Origin of the sequence: Klebsiella sp. RC2, assembly GCF_014192815.1 — a bacterium.
Lineage (GTDB): Bacteria > Pseudomonadota > Gammaproteobacteria > Enterobacterales > Enterobacteriaceae > Klebsiella > Klebsiella variicola.
Genome location: NZ_JACHYL010000001.1, coordinates 80,631 through 95,140 on the forward strand (window position 1 = coordinate 80,631; position 14,510 = coordinate 95,140).

The 14,510-nt window shown below is 64.7% G+C and carries 13 protein-coding genes and 1 pseudogene; 2 read left to right on the forward strand and 12 right to left on the reverse strand.

Annotated elements, in window-relative coordinates; all coding sequences use genetic code 11:
• Nucleotides 1-303: 303 nt before the first annotated feature.
• The 7 genes and pseudogenes from FHW76_RS00390 to FHW76_RS00420 all read right to left on the reverse strand — a co-directional run bounded on the left by FHW76_RS00390 (nt 304) and on the right by FHW76_RS00420 (nt 7,335).
• Nucleotides 304-1,092 carry an ABC transporter ATP-binding protein gene (locus FHW76_RS00390; RefSeq protein ID WP_064142183.1) on the reverse strand — a complete coding sequence of 263 codons (789 nt, stop codon included), beginning with the start codon at nt 1,090-1,092 and terminating at the stop codon, nt 304-306.
• Entirely contained in the window at nt 1,086-2,081 is a 996-nt protein-coding gene (locus FHW76_RS00395) for an ABC transporter permease (protein ID WP_032730625.1), read from the reverse strand. The genes FHW76_RS00390 and FHW76_RS00395 overlap by 7 nt, the downstream gene beginning before the upstream one ends.
• Nucleotides 2,062-3,099 (reverse strand): ABC transporter substrate-binding protein, encoded by a 1,038-nt coding sequence (locus tag FHW76_RS00400; protein WP_183476121.1) that lies wholly within the window; start codon nt 3,097-3,099, stop codon nt 2,062-2,064. The genes FHW76_RS00395 and FHW76_RS00400 overlap by 20 nt, the downstream gene beginning before the upstream one ends.
• Entirely contained in the window at nt 3,096-4,058 is a 963-nt protein-coding gene (locus tag FHW76_RS00405; RefSeq protein ID WP_008804495.1) for an ABC transporter substrate-binding protein, read from the reverse strand. The genes FHW76_RS00400 and FHW76_RS00405 overlap by 4 nt, the downstream gene beginning before the upstream one ends.
• 5 nt (nt 4,059-4,063) lie before the next feature.
• On the reverse strand, nt 4,064-5,215 hold the full coding sequence (locus tag FHW76_RS00410) for an acyl-CoA dehydrogenase family protein (protein ID WP_023322821.1): 1,152 nt from the start codon (nt 5,213-5,215) through the stop codon (nt 4,064-4,066).
• Nucleotides 5,202-6,297 (reverse strand): annotated as a pseudogene (locus FHW76_RS00415) (LLM class flavin-dependent oxidoreductase). The gene FHW76_RS00410 and the pseudogene FHW76_RS00415 overlap by 14 nt, the downstream one beginning before the upstream one ends.
• Nucleotides 6,298-6,441: 144 nt before the next feature.
• Entirely contained in the window at nt 6,442-7,335 is an 894-nt protein-coding gene (locus FHW76_RS00420; RefSeq protein ID WP_110244788.1) for a LysR family transcriptional regulator, read from the reverse strand.
• A 106-nt stretch (nt 7,336-7,441) separates the two neighbouring features.
• Between FHW76_RS00420 and FHW76_RS00425 the strand changes: the two genes are divergently transcribed.
• Both FHW76_RS00425 and FHW76_RS00430 read left to right on the forward strand, forming a co-directional pair.
• The gene (locus FHW76_RS00425; RefSeq protein ID WP_110244787.1) at nt 7,442-8,044 is read left to right on the forward strand and encodes a cysteine dioxygenase; all 603 of its coding nucleotides are present in this window, start codon (nt 7,442-7,444) and stop codon (nt 8,042-8,044) included.
• A 5-nt stretch (nt 8,045-8,049) separates the two neighbouring features.
• Nucleotides 8,050-9,630: a rhodanese homology domain-containing protein gene (locus FHW76_RS00430; RefSeq protein ID WP_032730630.1), complete on the forward strand. Its 1,581-nt coding sequence runs from the start codon at nt 8,050-8,052 to the stop codon at nt 9,628-9,630.
• Nucleotides 9,631-9,642: 12 nt separating this feature from the next.
• Here FHW76_RS00430 and FHW76_RS00435 read toward each other — a convergent pair whose 3' ends face one another.
• From FHW76_RS00435 to mhpD, 5 genes are all read right to left on the reverse strand, one after another.
• Entirely contained in the window at nt 9,643-10,368 is a 726-nt protein-coding gene (locus tag FHW76_RS00435) for a polyphenol oxidase family protein (RefSeq protein ID WP_038422708.1), read from the reverse strand.
• Between the two features lie 102 nt (nt 10,369-10,470).
• On the reverse strand, nt 10,471-11,667 hold the full coding sequence (gene mhpT, locus FHW76_RS00440; RefSeq protein WP_183476124.1) for a 3-(3-hydroxy-phenyl)propionate transporter MhpT: 1,197 nt from the start codon (nt 11,665-11,667) through the stop codon (nt 10,471-10,473).
• Nucleotides 11,668-11,742: 75 nt separating this feature from the next.
• Nucleotides 11,743-12,759 (reverse strand): 4-hydroxy-2-oxovalerate aldolase, encoded by a 1,017-nt coding sequence (gene mhpE / locus FHW76_RS00445; RefSeq protein ID WP_008804486.1) that lies wholly within the window; start codon nt 12,757-12,759, stop codon nt 11,743-11,745.
• Nucleotides 12,756-13,706: an acetaldehyde dehydrogenase gene (gene mhpF, locus FHW76_RS00450; protein ID WP_183476127.1), complete on the reverse strand. Its 951-nt coding sequence runs from the start codon at nt 13,704-13,706 to the stop codon at nt 12,756-12,758. The genes mhpE and mhpF overlap by 4 nt, the downstream gene beginning before the upstream one ends.
• Nucleotides 13,699-14,505, reverse strand: a complete 807-nt coding sequence (gene mhpD, locus FHW76_RS00455) for a 2-keto-4-pentenoate hydratase (protein WP_012967940.1) — start codon at nt 14,503-14,505, stop codon at nt 13,699-13,701. The genes mhpF and mhpD overlap by 8 nt, the downstream gene beginning before the upstream one ends.
• Between the last annotated feature and the right edge of the window lie 5 nt (nt 14,506-14,510).

Below are 14,510 nucleotides of genomic sequence, written 5' to 3' on the forward strand. Positions count from 1 at the left end.
GGGGTCCTTCCCCTTCCTGTCGAGTTCGCAGGCCCGGTAAGGCGCAGCCGCCACCGGGCAAAAATGTGGCGCCTGGCGCCGGATGCCCATAACCGGGCAGCGCTGCGCATGCACCGGCCTGCAACTGCATGACCTGCAGTCCTTCCCCTTCCTGTCGAGTTCGTAGGCCCGGTAAGGCGCAGCCGCCACCGGGCAAAAACGTGGCGCCTGGCGCCGGATGTTCATTGCCGGGCGGCGCTGCGCTTGCACCGGCCTACCTTTCCGTGACCTTTGTCGCAGCCGCCACCGGGCAATGCGTTCAGCTTACCAGTCCTCCTCCTGGCCGAGGATGCGCAATATATCCTGACGATGCTGCAGCAGCTGCGGGTTATCGCGATGACGGGGAAAATCCAGCGGCAACGCGAACTCAGCGATAATCCGCCCTGGACGCGGCGACATCACCAGCACCCGCTCGCACAGCAGCAGCGCCTCTTCGATATCGTGGGTCACCAGCAGGCTGGTATACCCCTGCTGCTGCCAGAGGGCGATCAGCTCCCGCTGCATGCTAATGCGGGTCAGGGAATCGAGTTTGCCCAACGGCTCGTCGAGCAGCAGCAGGCGCGGTTCGTTCAACAAGGCGCGCGCCAGCGCCGCACGCTGCGCCATCCCCCCGGACAGCTGCCGCGGCCACGCCTCGCTGAAGGCCTGCAGCCCGATGCGGTCAATCAGCGCGTCGGCCTTCGCCTCCAGCCCCTTTTTGCCCTGCGCCTGCGGGCCCAGCAGCACGTTCTGCCGTACCGTCAGCCATGGGTAGAGCGTCGGATCCTGAAACACAAGGATCCGCTCCGGCCCCGGGGCGCCGGGCGCCGCGCCGTCGATCTGCATCTGTCCGCTCTGCGCCGCTTCCAGCCCCGCCAGCAGCCGCAGCAGGGTTGATTTACCGCAGCCGGAAGGGCCCAGCAGCGCCACGCTTTCCCCCGGGCGCAGCTGCAGACTGATATTCTCCAGCACCGGTACCGTCTGTTTGCCAAGCGTAAACGCATGATGAAGATGGCTGATGGATACCGCCGCGCCGCGCGCTATCGCCGGCGAATCTGGCGTCGCTGTTACCATTGCATTCCTCCTCGCTGCCAGCTCAGCAGCCGGTCACGCAGCATAAATAATCCGCTTATCAGGCCGGAGCATAACAACGCCATCACCAGCAGCGCGGCGTACATATTCGGATAGGCCGCCCAGCCCTGGGCCCACTGGAGGTAAAAGCCGATCCCTGACTTCACCCCGACCATTTCGGCGACAATCAGCACCGAAAACGACGCGCCGAGCCCCATAAACAGGCCGACAAAGACGTTCGGCAGCGCGGCGGGGATCGCCACCCGCAGGATCAGGAAACGCTGGCTGGCGCCGAGGGTCCGCGCCACGTCGTACCACGCCTTATCAATGCCCATCACTCCGGACCAGGTCAGCACCGTGACCGGGAACCAGGTGCTCAGCGCGATCAAAAACACGCTGGCGCCGAAGCTCGAGGGAAAAATAAACAGGCACAGCGGCAGCAGCGCGGTGGACGGCACCGGGCCCAGCAGACGTAACACCGGATGCACCCAGTAGCCAATCCGTTGCGACCAGCCGATGGCCAGACCGGTGATGAACCCGCTGCTGGTGCCCAGCAGCACGCCGAGCCCCAGCAGCCCCAGCGAGTGCAGCAGGCTGTCGAGCAGGCGCGGCCAGTCGTCGTGCAGTACTTCGATCAGCGCCTGCGGCGGCGCGAAAAACGGCACCGGTAGCACGGCGCTCTTGGCGGTCAGCCCTTCCCAGACAGCAAACAGCACCGGCAACAGCGCCAGCCACTTGCCGGCATGCCGCACACGCGCGCCGCGCGCTCGCCAGTAGCGATAGCTCAGCGCCAGCAGCAGTAATCCACCGCCGAGGGTGAATTGCGCCAGCGCCCACCCTTCGCTAAACGGCCAGCGCCGCCCGGCATCGGGCCAGGCCAGGGTAAACAGACCGCCCAGCAGCCACAGCGCGGCGGCCAGCAGCCCTTCTCCCCACAGCGGCGCGCGGCCGGTGGAGCGCGCCAGAGCCTGCTCAGGCGAATACGTTGGCATAGATACTCTCCGCGAACTGATGGGGATCGGTACCCGGCTTGATCACCTGCACCCGCTGCAGGTCGACCGCGTACTGCGTCAGCTCTTTCACGAATGCTTCGCCCACCGCATGATGGCCGTGGCCCTGCCCGTGCAGGATGCCGCTCACCTCCGCTTCACTGGTGTTCAGGGCATGGGCGAGGAAGGATTGCGCCACGCTTTCCGGATGCGCAGCGGCATAGCTGTGCGCCTCAAGGAGCGCCTGGGTGAGCGCGGCGGCGGCCGGTTTATGGTCCCGCGCCAGGCTCCCGCTCACCCCCAGCACGCAGCAGCTGAGGTTGGCATAATCCCCGGTCATATTGCTGGCGATCAGCTGATACTTGCCGGTCTCCAGCAGACGATAGCTGAATGGCTCGCTGCCGCTGATGGCGGCGATTTCGCGCTTGTCCAGCGCCACGCTGAGCAGATCCGCCGGGTAGACTTTCCACTGCACGTCGCTGATCGGGTCGATACCGTGGCGCTTAAGCAGAATGGCGAAGAAGTTTTTATCCGGCCCGGCCATGTCGGTGACGCCGATGGTTTGTCCCTTCAGGCTCTCGAGGCCGCCGAACGGCGAGTCTTTGGCCGTCAGCAGGTTCAGACAGCCGCCGTGGGTTCCGGCGGTGAGCTTGACGTCAAAGCCCTGCTCCAGCGCCTTCAGCCAGCGCAGCGCCATCCCCACCCCGGCGTCGGCCTTACCGGTGGCGATCGCCTCCAGCAGCACATCGGTGGAGTTGCCGAAGTTAACAAACTCAACGTCGAGGTTATATTTACTGAAAATCTTCTGCTGCTCGGCGACGGCGACCGGCGCAAGGCATACCGCGCTTTTATTGATCGCCAGCTTGATCTTGTAGGGCTCTGGCAGGCGCAGCGCCGGATGGGCATCGCCGCTGGCCATGTTCGCCATATCGTGAGCCCACAGCGGCAGAGAGACCCCGGCCAGCGCCAGGCCGCCGCTGAGCTGTAAAAAACGGCGGCGGGAAAAAGTGTTTCTGGTCATGGTGTCACCTCGGCGGCGGGCACGCTAAAGCTGGGGTCAAAGGTCGGCTTCACGTCCAGCCGGGTGCGGATCAGGCCGTTGGCGAGATAAAAGTCCGCCGTTGCCTGCTGCTGGGTCACCGTTTCCTCTGCCAGCGGCTGCCACTGCGACTGGCGGTTGGCAAACTGCGCGCGGGCGATCTCCGCCGGGAAGCGAATGATCTCCCCCAGCGTTTTGCCGTAGCTGTCGAGATTGGCGTAGGCCCAGCGCTCGGCGCCGGCCAGGCGCTGGAGATAATCCTGCAGCGCGGCGCGTTTTTGCGGATCGTTAAGCGCGGAATCCGTTGCCGCGAGGAAGGTATTCCCCGGCAGCAGCCCTTTGCCGCTCACCAGAATCTGCCCCTCGTTGGTCTTCACCATCTGGGTGGTGTAGGGCTCCCAGGTCGCCCAGGCGTCCACCGAACCGTTAAGCAGCGCCACTTTGGCGTCCACCGGGCCGAGGAACACCCACTGCACCTCCTTCGGTGAAATCCCCGCCTGCTCCAGCGCTTTCAGCGCCACGAAATGACCAATCGACCCTTTACCGGTGGCGATGCGTTTGCCTTTTAAATCGGCGCCGCTTTTTAACGTGCTGCCGGGGGAAACCAGCACCGCGGTCCCCGCCGGGTTGCTTTTATCCACGGCAATGGCCTTGACCGGCGCACCGTTGGCCAGAGCAAAGAGCAACGGCGCATCGCCGATGATCCCCGCGTCCACGGCGCCCGCGTTGAGGGCTTCCGCCAGCGGCGCGGCGGCCGGGAACTCGGCCCACTTAATGTCGTAAGGGAGATTTTGCAGGGCGTTGGCCGCCTCCAGCTGCGAACGCATGCCGCCTTTTTGATCGGCGATACGCAGGGTGATCCGCTCCTGCGCTGTCGCGTAGCCGCCCAGCGCCAGCAGCATCAGCGCTGCCGCCACCCGGCCTGAAAATGATAGACGCATCGTGATTATCCTTGTGATTGAAAGACGAAGTTGCCGGCTGCCAGCCAGGCGCTGTCGCTCTGTGGGGTATGTACCCGTCCGCAGAGCACGTTGCGGTAGTGGCGTTCCAGCGGGTTCTGTCGGCTCAGGCCATGATTGCCGGTCAGCTCGAGCGCAATATTCACCGCCTGAATGGCGTTGTCGGTGATGGTGACTTTCGCCAGATTGGCCTCGATAGCGGAAAAGCGCAGCGCGGCGGCCTGCTCCAGCAGGCTGCGGTTGACCAGCAGCAGCCCGGCGATCTGCCCGACTTTCTCCTGCACCCGTGGCAGACGAGAGAGCGGATGACCGAGACCGGCGGGTACCCGTCCCGCCAGCCACCTCACCAGCCAGTCGTGAGCGGCGTGGGCAATGCTGTCATAGATCGCCGCCAGCAGCGCCGTCTGCCGGTTGGCGAACAGGCGAAACGGTTCGGCCTCCGCGGCGGGTGGCGCATCGGCCGGCCAGACATCCACCGCGTGCTCTGCCGCCACCCGCACGTGGTTAAAAATAACTTCATGGCTGCCGGTGGCCCGCATCCCGGCGTGATCCCAGCTTTTCACCACGCTGATACCCGGGCTGTCGCCAGCCACCAGCCAGGTGCCCACCAGCGGCGGGTTATCATCGCTTCTGGCCCACACCGCCAGCCAGCGCAGCCCTTCAATGCCGGTGGTATAAATTTTATGGCCGCTGATGTCCCAGCCCTCCGCGCGACGGGTCGCCACGGTGTCCGGCAGGCCGCCCCGCGCCGGGGATCCCAGCTCCGGCTCGACGCGCAGGCTGTTGATCAGGCCACCGTGTTCGACAGCATCGTGAAAAACCTGCTGGCGCAGCGGCGCGTGCCAGGCGTCATTTTCCGCCAGCCGCAAATGGTGCAGATACTGCATGCAGACGATCAGCGCTGTCGCCGGCTCTCCCCAGGCGATGGCGGCGATGACCTGCTGCAGCTGGGCCAGAGTGGCGCCCGCGCCGCCGCAGGATGACGGCACGGCGAGACTTAACCAGCCCCCCGCGCGCAGATGGTCGATATTACGCTGGGGAAAGTCGCCGCTGGCATCAAGGCTGGCCGCCTGCTCCGCCATCTGCTGGCGGAGCGCCGTCAACTGCCGGGCCCAGTCGTCGCGCTCAGGATGGATCACGATGCGCGCTCCGCCACCGCACGCCGGGCAGCTTTTTCCCGGGCGATCGGCAGCAGCGCCCGGCCATAGTCGGCCGCGTCGTTCAGCGGATCGAAGCCGCGGATCAGGAAGTTACGCACGCCGAGGTCGTAGTAATCGAGCAGCGCATCCGCCACCTGCTCCGGGGTGCCCACCAGGGCGGTGGAGTTATGTCCGCCGCCCACCAGTTGGGCGATGCCGGTCCACAGACGTTTGTCCACCACCCTGCCCTGCGCCGCGGTGGCCCGCAGCCGCTGGGCGCCGATGCTGTCCGGTTTGGCTTTGAAACCCCCTCCGCGCTGTGCCGCCTGCTCGGTGGCGACGTGCAGGATATGCTCGGCTTTCTCCCAGGCTTCGGCTTCGCTGTCGGCGATAATCGGCCGGAACGAGACGCTGAAGCCGATATCACGCTGGTGTTTCGCCGCTTCGGCGCGCACGCGCTGGATGGTCTCGCCGGTTTGCGCCAGCGACTCGCCCCACAGGGCGAAGACGTCGGCATGTTTGCCGGCGACGGCGATGGCCGCTTCCGACGAGCCGCCGAAGTAGATGGGAAGATGCGGTTTTTGCAGCGGGCGAATGGCGGACCAGGCCTGCTCGGCCTGATAAAAATCGTTGTGAATATCCACCGGCTGCTCGCTGGTCCACACCTGGCGCACGGTGTCGAGGAAGGCGTCGGTGCGGGCGTAGCGCTGGTCGTGGTCGAGATAATCGCCATCCCGGCGCTGCTCGGCATCGTTGCCGCCGCTGATGATATGCACCGCCAGCCGGCCCCCCAACAGGTGCTCAAGGGTGGCGAATTTGCGCGCGGCGAGGGTTGGCGAAACAAAACCGGGGCGATGAGCCAGCAGGTAATGGATTTTCTGCGTCGACAGCCCCGCCAGGGCCGTCACCAGAAAGCCGTCGGGTTGATCGGACCAGTGGCCGACCAGCAGACGATCAAACCCGGCGGCTTCATGGGTTTGCGCAAAGCGAACGATATAGTCGCGGTCAAAGATCGGCCCCACCGGGGCAATCGTTTCGGAAGAGAGGCGGTGGCCAATCATGCCGAGAAACTGAATGCTCATGAACAACTCCTTGCGTCAGGGTAATGGAGTGGCCGCGACAGCGGCGCTGGTCATTACCCTATACAGAGTGTGTTAATGAGCAAAATGCATTTTTATCATATCTTAATATGCTGAATTAGCATTAAACAAAAATGCATAGTGCTTTCAGTCGGATACTGTCAGCTGCTGCACCACTTTGCTGGCGAAAAAGGTCAGCGGCGCCTGCAGGTTTGCCAGATACTGGGCGTGGATCAGCCACAGTGAGACCGCAGGCTGAAAATCGCTGAGGCTGAGGACCGCAATCTCGTCCCGCCACGGGCTGCTGGCCAGCGCCGCCCGCGGCACCAGACCCAGCCCCTGTCCCTGCGCCACCAGCGCTATCTGCAGCTGCGCGCCCGCGCTTTCGACATTAAGCTTCAACCGCAATCCCTGACTCTGCAGCTGGCGAATAAGCCCGGCGCGCAGGCCACAGCCGTCGGGGTTAAGGATCCAGCCCTGTTCGGCGCACTCCCGCAGGGATGACGCGCGCAAATTCAAACGCCGGCCGACGATCGGCACCACCTCCAGGGGACACAGCAGCCGTCCGCTGTAGCCCTCGGCGAAGCTTTGCTGGGCGGGCCCCATCGCCAGCATGCCGTCCAGCTCGCCGTTTTCCAGCCGGCGCTGCAGCTGTCCGCTCCAGCCGCAGGTGATCTGCGGCGACAGTCCGGGAAACTGCTGGCTCAGCGTCGACAGCGCCGCCGGCAGGGCAATCTCGCTGAGACTCTGCGGCACGCCGAGACGCAGCGCGCCGCGCGGCTCGCCTTGCGGATCCAACAGGCTGTAGAGTTTTTTCGTCTCACGCTTAATGCTCAGACACTGCTCGTACACCCGGTGTCCGGCGGCGGTCAGGGTCAGCGGGCGGGTCTGGCGCTCCAACAGCGTCACGTTCAGCTCCTGTTCCAGACGCTGAAGACGCCGGGTGATGGCCGACTGGGTGATCCCCAGATATTCCGCGGCCTGATTGAGGGAGGAAAACTGCACCGTGGCCAGCAAAGCGTCAATATCGTCAATGCGCATAGGATCCTTATGTGAAATTTGCATATTAATATATGCGTAAATTGCATTTAAATAATATTAACGCCTCTGTTAGCGTTTTGACCAGTCCCTCTGACAGGAACCGCACATGACTGCACCACGACTGGAAAAATTACGCCATTTCATTCATGAGGTAGACCGCCTGCACCGTGAGCACCACCAGACCGCCCCGCTGCTTGACGCCGTGGCGCAGCGACTGGCGGCGCTGGTGCGTCACGACGACTGGCTGCCGGAAGAGTACACCCTGCCGCATCCGCACCATTACCAGCAGTATCTGCTGCATGCCGACTCCGGGGAGCGCTTCTCGATTGTCAGCTTCGTCTGGGGACCGGGGCAAGCGACGCCGATCCATGACCATCGGGTGTGGGGGGCCATTGGTATGCTGCGCGGCGCGGAGGAAAACCAGCGCTACAAGCTGGATGCCGATGGCATCCCGCGCGCGCTGGGCGCCGCCACGCTTCTGGAAGCAGGCCAGGTGGAGAAAGTCTCCGCTGACGATGGCGATATTCATCGCGTCAGCAATGCGCTGGCGGATCGCGTCTCCATCAGCATTCACATCTACGGCGGCAATATCGGCGCGGTGAAGCGCGCCGTGTATACCCCGGAAGGGCAGCAGAAACCGTTTATCTCCGGCTACTCTAACCGCCATTTACCCAATATCTGGGATTTGTCCCGCGAACATCAAGGATAACCACTATGCCCACCTACGCTTATCGCCAGGCCGCCGGGATACGCCAGGCGCTGCTCGACCGTCGTGAACTGGCGCTGATCGACGTCCGTGAAGAGGCCGATTTCGCCACCGCTCATCCGCTGTTTGCCGTCAATCTGCCGCTCAGCAAACTGGAGCTGGAGGTCCGCCGGCGGATACCGCGCTTCACCACCCCGCTCACCGTCTACGACAACGGCGAAGGTCTGGCGGAGATCGCCGTCGAACGGCTACGGGCCTGGGGCTATCAGGATGTGGCCCTGCTGACAGAGGGGCTCGCCGGCTGGCGCCGCAGCGGCGGCGAGCTGTTTCAGGACGTCAACTCCGCCAGCAAAGCCTTTGGTGAACTGGTGGAAAGCGTGCGTCACACGCCGTCGCTCAGCGCCCAGGAGGTTCAGGCGCTCATCGACAGCCGGCAGGAGGTGGTGATCGTCGACGCCCGGCGCTTCGATGAGTACCAGACCATGAGCATCCCCGGCAGCATCAGCGTGCCCGGCGGCGAGCTGGCCCTGCGGGTGGAGAGCCTGACGCCCTCCCCGCAGACGCCGGTTATCGTCAACTGCGCCGGACGCACCCGCAGCATCATCGGCACCCAGTCGCTGATCAACGCCGGCGTGCCAAACCCGGTCCATGCCCTGCGCAATGGCACTATCGGCTGGACGCTGGCCGGCCAGACACTGGCGCACCAGCAGCAGCGGCAATACGATCCCTCCGCCCGCGCCTCCGGCGTCCGGGCCGCTGAGGTGGCGCATCTTGCCGAACGGGCCGGGGTGGCGGTCATCGATGAGGCCACGCTGCAACGCTGGCTGCAGCAGAGCGACCGCACTACCTTCCTGTTTGATGTCCGCAGCCCCGAGGAGTACGCGGCGGGTCACTATCCCGGCAGCCTGAGCGCGCCAGGCGGCCAGCTGCTGCAGGAGACCGATCACTTCGCCAGCGTACGAGGGGCGCGAATTGTGCTGCTGGATGACGATGGCATCCGGGCGGCGATAACCGGCTCGTGGCTGGCGCAGATGGGCTGGGAGACGGCGCGGCTGAGCGCGCTGTCGGCCAGCCAGTTGAGCGAACGCGGGGTGCCGGCCGCCGAGGTGCCGCCCGGCCCGCAGGCGGAGGAGATAAGCCCGGCGCAGCTGGCGCAACAACTGGACGAACCCGGTACGGTGGTGCTCGATTTTACCACCAGCGCCAACTTTGTCGCTCGCCATATCCCCGGCGCGTGGTGGCTGACGCGCTCGCAGCTGCGCCAGGCCCTGGATGTGATCCCTCCCGCACAGCGATACGTGGTGACCTGCGGCAGCAGTCTGCTGGCCCGCTACGCGGTGCCGGAGGTGGCGGCCTTGACCGGTAAACCGGTGCAGTTGCTTACCGGCGGGACGCTGGCGTGGATCGCCGCCGGTCTGCCGCTGGCGCATGGCGATAGCGGCCTCGCCGTCGAGCGCCGTGACCGCTATCGTCGTCCGTACGAAGGAACCGATAATTCCGCCGAGGCCATGCAGGCTTATCTGGAGTGGGAGTATGGCCTGGTGGATCAGCTGGCCCGCGACGGCACCCACGGTTTTCGGGTGCTCTAGCGCGAGCGCGCCTCAGGCCTCGCGCAGGATCCACGAATACTGAAAGCTCTTCGGCGCCGGAAAATGGGTCCGGCGTCGGTAGGAGCCCAGCGACTGCGGGGTGCAGTAGGTGCAACTCCCCAGCCATTCAACGCTCGCCGGCGACACTCCCGCCTCTGCGAAGATCGCTTCGGCAAAGGCGCGCAGATCAAACCACAGATTATCGCTGCCGCGTGCGGCGGCTTTGAGCGGATCGCTGACCGGGCCCGAACGGGAATGAAACAGCCGCTGGCGATGGCGGGCCACCCGATCACCGCCGGGCTGGTCCAGCAGTTGCTGATAAAATCCGGCGGAGACTTCGTAACAGCAAGGGTGAATATGCGGCCCCACGGCGATGACCAGATCGGCCAATGCCACCCCCTGCTGGCGAAAACAGGCCAGACTATTATCGACAATGCCGCTGACCAGCCCCTGCCAGCCGGCATGCACGCTGCAGACGGAGCGACCGTCGCGCGAGGCGATCAGCATCGGCAGACAGTCGGCGGTCACCACCCCCACCTTTTGCCCGGCTACCGCGGTAAACACCGCGTCGGCGTGCGGGCGCGTCGGCAGCGGCTGCTGATAATGATGAACCTCATTACCATGCACCAGCTTCACCGGAGCCAGCTCGGCATAGGGAAAGGCGGCGGTTTCGTGGACATCGAGAAAAGCGTGGCGGATGCCAGGGATAGCATTGAGCAAACGGGAGGTGTAAGCCATAGGGACGATAAGCGTCAGGGAATGATGTCTTACCATAGGCCAGGTGACGCGGACAGGCAAGGCGGCGGCCCGGCATTTTTTTGCCAGACCGCCGGATGCGTCTCAGACAATCGCGGCGCGCTGCTGACGATGCATCAGCCAGAACACCGCCACGCCGGCCAGCACAATGCCGGGCGCCGAGGCCGCCATCACCCCGATGGTGCCGGTGCCGAGGGCCAGCATCTTGCCGGCCAGCAGCGGGCCGCTCATTGCGCCAAGACGGCCCACCGCCACGGCGGTGCCGACCCCGGTGGCGCGGATCGCTGCGGGGTAAAAAAGCGGCGCCAGGGCATAGAGTACGCTCTGGCCGCCGGTGGCGAACAGCCCGGCGACAAACCCCGCCAGCAGCATTCCGTTTAGCGACGACGCGCTGCCCAGCGCCAGCAGGGAAGCCAGAATCCCGCTGTAGATCAGGAGCGACATCCGCAGCGGGGTGAGCTTATCCATTAGCGCTCCCAGCAGCAGCGTGCCGCAGGCGGCGCCGATCTGCAGAGAGAACATCACCCCCGCCGCCTGGCTGGCGCGGAATCCCTGGCCCACCAGCAGCATCGGCAGCCAGTTGATCAGCATATAGACCACCAGCAGGGTGAAAAAATAACCCAGCCACAACAGCAGGGTGGCGGCGGCATGCCCTGGGGCAAACAGGGTGCGCAGCGGCACGCTGGCCTCCGCGCGCTGAAACGCCTGCGACTCCGGTAGCCAGCGCATCAGCAGCGGGATCAGCAGTAACGGGACCACGCCGCCAATCCAGAAAATAGTCTGCCAGGCCGCGGCGAGACCGGAAAAGCCCAGCGCTGCCGCCAGCGCGGCGCCAATGGGTACGCCGCAGTACATCAGGCTTACCGCCCGGCCGCGGAAGCGTGAGCCAGCGGCTTCCGAGGTTAAGGCAATCAGGTTAGGCAATGCCGCCCCGAGCCCGACGCCGGTGAGCAGGCGCGCCAGCAGCAGCGTCGGGAAGCTCCATGCCACCGCGGTGGCCAGCGAGAACAGGCCAAACAGCAGCACCGACCCCAGCAGAATGCGCTTGCGCCCGTGGCGGTCCGCCAGCCTGCCGCCCACCAGCGCGCCGGGCAGCAGGCCGAGGATCCCGGCGCTGAAGATCCAGCCCATCTGCATTTTATCCAGCGCAAAGGCCTGCGCCATGCCGACGGCGGCGATCCCCGCCGCCTGCAGATCCAGCCCTTCCATCAGGGCCACCATAAAACAGAGCCCGATGGTAACCACCAGGCGCGAGGGGTTTGCAGTCGTTATCTTGGTCATAGGGTACCTTGGCGATAGCCGAACAAACGGAGCAGGTGACTGGCGGCTGATGCTTTGTCAGCCGCACGTTTTTCGTTATTTATTGCGGTTCAGCAGATCCAGCGCGACGTCGACGATCATATCCTCCTGACCGCCGACCATCCGCCGCTTGCCCAGCTCGACGAGAATATCCACCGCGCTGAGGCCATAGCGCTCGGCCGCCGCTTCGCTGTGGCGCAGGAAGCTGGAGTAGACCCCGGCGTAGCCCAGCGCCAGCGTTTCGCGGTCGACACGCACCGGGCGGTCCTGCAGCGGCCGCACCAGCTCATCGGCCGCGTTCATCAGGGCGTAGAGATCGGTGCCATGCTGCCAGCCGAGCTTGTCGGCGGCGGCAATAAATACCTCCAGCGGCGCATTGCCCGCCCCCGCCCCCATCCCGGCCAGGCTTGCGTCAATGCGATCGCACCCCTCTTCCACCGCGACGATCGAGTTCGCCACCCCGAGGCTCAGGTTATGGTGGGCATGCATCCCGGTGGCGGTCTCCGGCTTCAGCACCGCCTTCAGGGCACGGAAGCGGTCGCGAATGTCGTTCATGTTCATCGCCCCGCCGGAATCCACCACATAGATACAGGTCGCGCCATAAGATTCCATCTTCAGCGCCTGCTGCGCCAGTGCCTGCGGGGAGATCATATGGCTCATCATCAGAAAACCGACGGTGTCCATTCCCAGCTCGCGGGCAAAGGCAATATGTTGCGCCGCGACGTCTGCTTCGCTGCAGTGGGTGGCGACCCGCACCACCCGCGCTCCGGCCTGATACGCCGCTTTCAGATCGTGCAGCGTGCCGATGCCCGGCAGCAGCAAGGTGGCGATTTTCGCCTGGCTGACCGCCTCCGCCGCCGCTTCAATCCACGCGATGTCGCTGTGAGCGCCAAAGCCGTAGTTGAAGCTGGATCCCTGCAGGCCATCGCCATGGGCCACTTCGATGGAGTCGACCCCAGCCTTATCCAGCGCGCCGGCGATCTGCTGCACCTGCGCCAGGGAATACTGGTGACGAATGGCGTGCATGCCATCGCGCAGCGTCACGTCCGAGATATAAAGTTTTTTACCGTTCATGCTGTCGCTCCCGCCGCGCTGTGCATTGCCCCGGCCATTTGCTCCGCCGTCGCCAGCGCCGCCGAGGTCATAATATCGAGGTTGCCCGCGTACGCTGGCAGATAGTGCGCCGCTCCTTCCACTTCGAGGTAAACCGCGGTTTTCAGGCCGGAAAAACAGCCGACGCCGGGCAGGTTGACCGGCTTATCCTCGGGGATAACCTCAAACTGCACCTGCTGCTTCAGCCGGTAGCCTGGGACGTAAGCCTGCACTGCCGCCGCCATTTCGGCGATCGAGGCGGCAATCGCCTCCTGCGACGCCAGCTCGCTCAGGACGTAGACGGTATCGCGCATCATCAGCGGCGGCTCCGCCGGGTTCAGTACAATAATCGCTTTGCCCTTGCCCGCGCCGCCGACTTTTTCAATCGCCTGCGAGGTGGTTTCGGTAAATTCGTCAATATTGGCCCGCGTGCCCGGTCCGGCGGATTGGCTGGCGATCGAGGCCACGATCTCCGCGTAATGCACCTTCGCCACTCGCGAGACCGCGGCGACCATTGGGATGGTCGCCTGCCCGCCGCAGGTCACCATATTGACGTTGCCCTGATGGAGATTGGCCGCGAGGTTGACCACCGGTACGCAGTACGGGCCAATCGCCGCCGGCGTCAGGTCGATGACGCGGATCCCCGGCTTCGCTTCGCGCAGCGCGGCATCGTTTTTGATGTGCGCCCCGGCGCTGGTGGCGTCAAAAACAAAATCGATGTCGGCAAATTCCGCCATCTGTATCAGGCCGCCCACCCCTTCGTGGGTGGTCGCGACGCCCATGCGCCGGGCGCGGGCCAGGCCATCCGACTGCGGGTCGATGCCGACCATCACCGCCATCTCCAGATGCTGGCCGTGGCGCAGGATTTTAATCATTAAATCGGTGCCGATATTCCCGGAGCCGATAATGGCGACTTTACGTTTACGCATCACGATGTCCTTCTCCGGCGGCGACGAAGCGTGCCGCAACTGAGCCAATACCTTCGATATGGGCGACAAAGCTGTCCCCCTCGTTAATCGCCACCATCGGGCCTAACGCCCCGGTCAGCACGATATCCCCCGCCCGCAGCGGTTCGCCGAGACTCGCCAGCTTGCGCGCCAGCCAGACTGCGGCGTTCAGCGGATGCCCCAGGCACTCGCTGCCGCGGCCGCTGGAGACCAGCTCCTGGTTGCGGGTCATGTGCATGGCGCACTGCTTCAGATCCAGTCCTGCCGGGCGCTGCGCCGGGCCGCCAATGACGTACAGGCCACAGGAGGCGTTATCGGCGACGGTGTCGACAAAGCCGATTGACCAGTCGCGAATGCGGCTGCCCACCACCTCCAGCGCCGGCAGCACCCATTCGATGGCGTTATACAGTTCATCAAAAGTGGTATCGGCATGCGGCAGATCCTGCTTCAGCACCAGGGCGATCTCGGCCTCCACTTTGGGCTGCAGCACGCGACCAAACGGTACCTCGGCGTTGTCGCCGTAGCACATGTCGGCAAACAGAGTGCCGAAATCCGGCTGGTTGACCCCCAGCTGCTGCTGCACTTTGGGATGGGTCAGGCCCACCTTGCGGCCCACTACCCGCCGGCCATGGGCCACGTGGTGCTGGACGTTCAGACGCTGGATGGCATAGGCGGCGTCGGCATTGTCGACGCCGAGGATATCACGCAGCGGGGCGATCGCCTGGCCGGTCTGTTCCGCGTCGCGCAGCTGCCGGGCCAGCGCGTCAAGAGAAAAAGTCATCATTT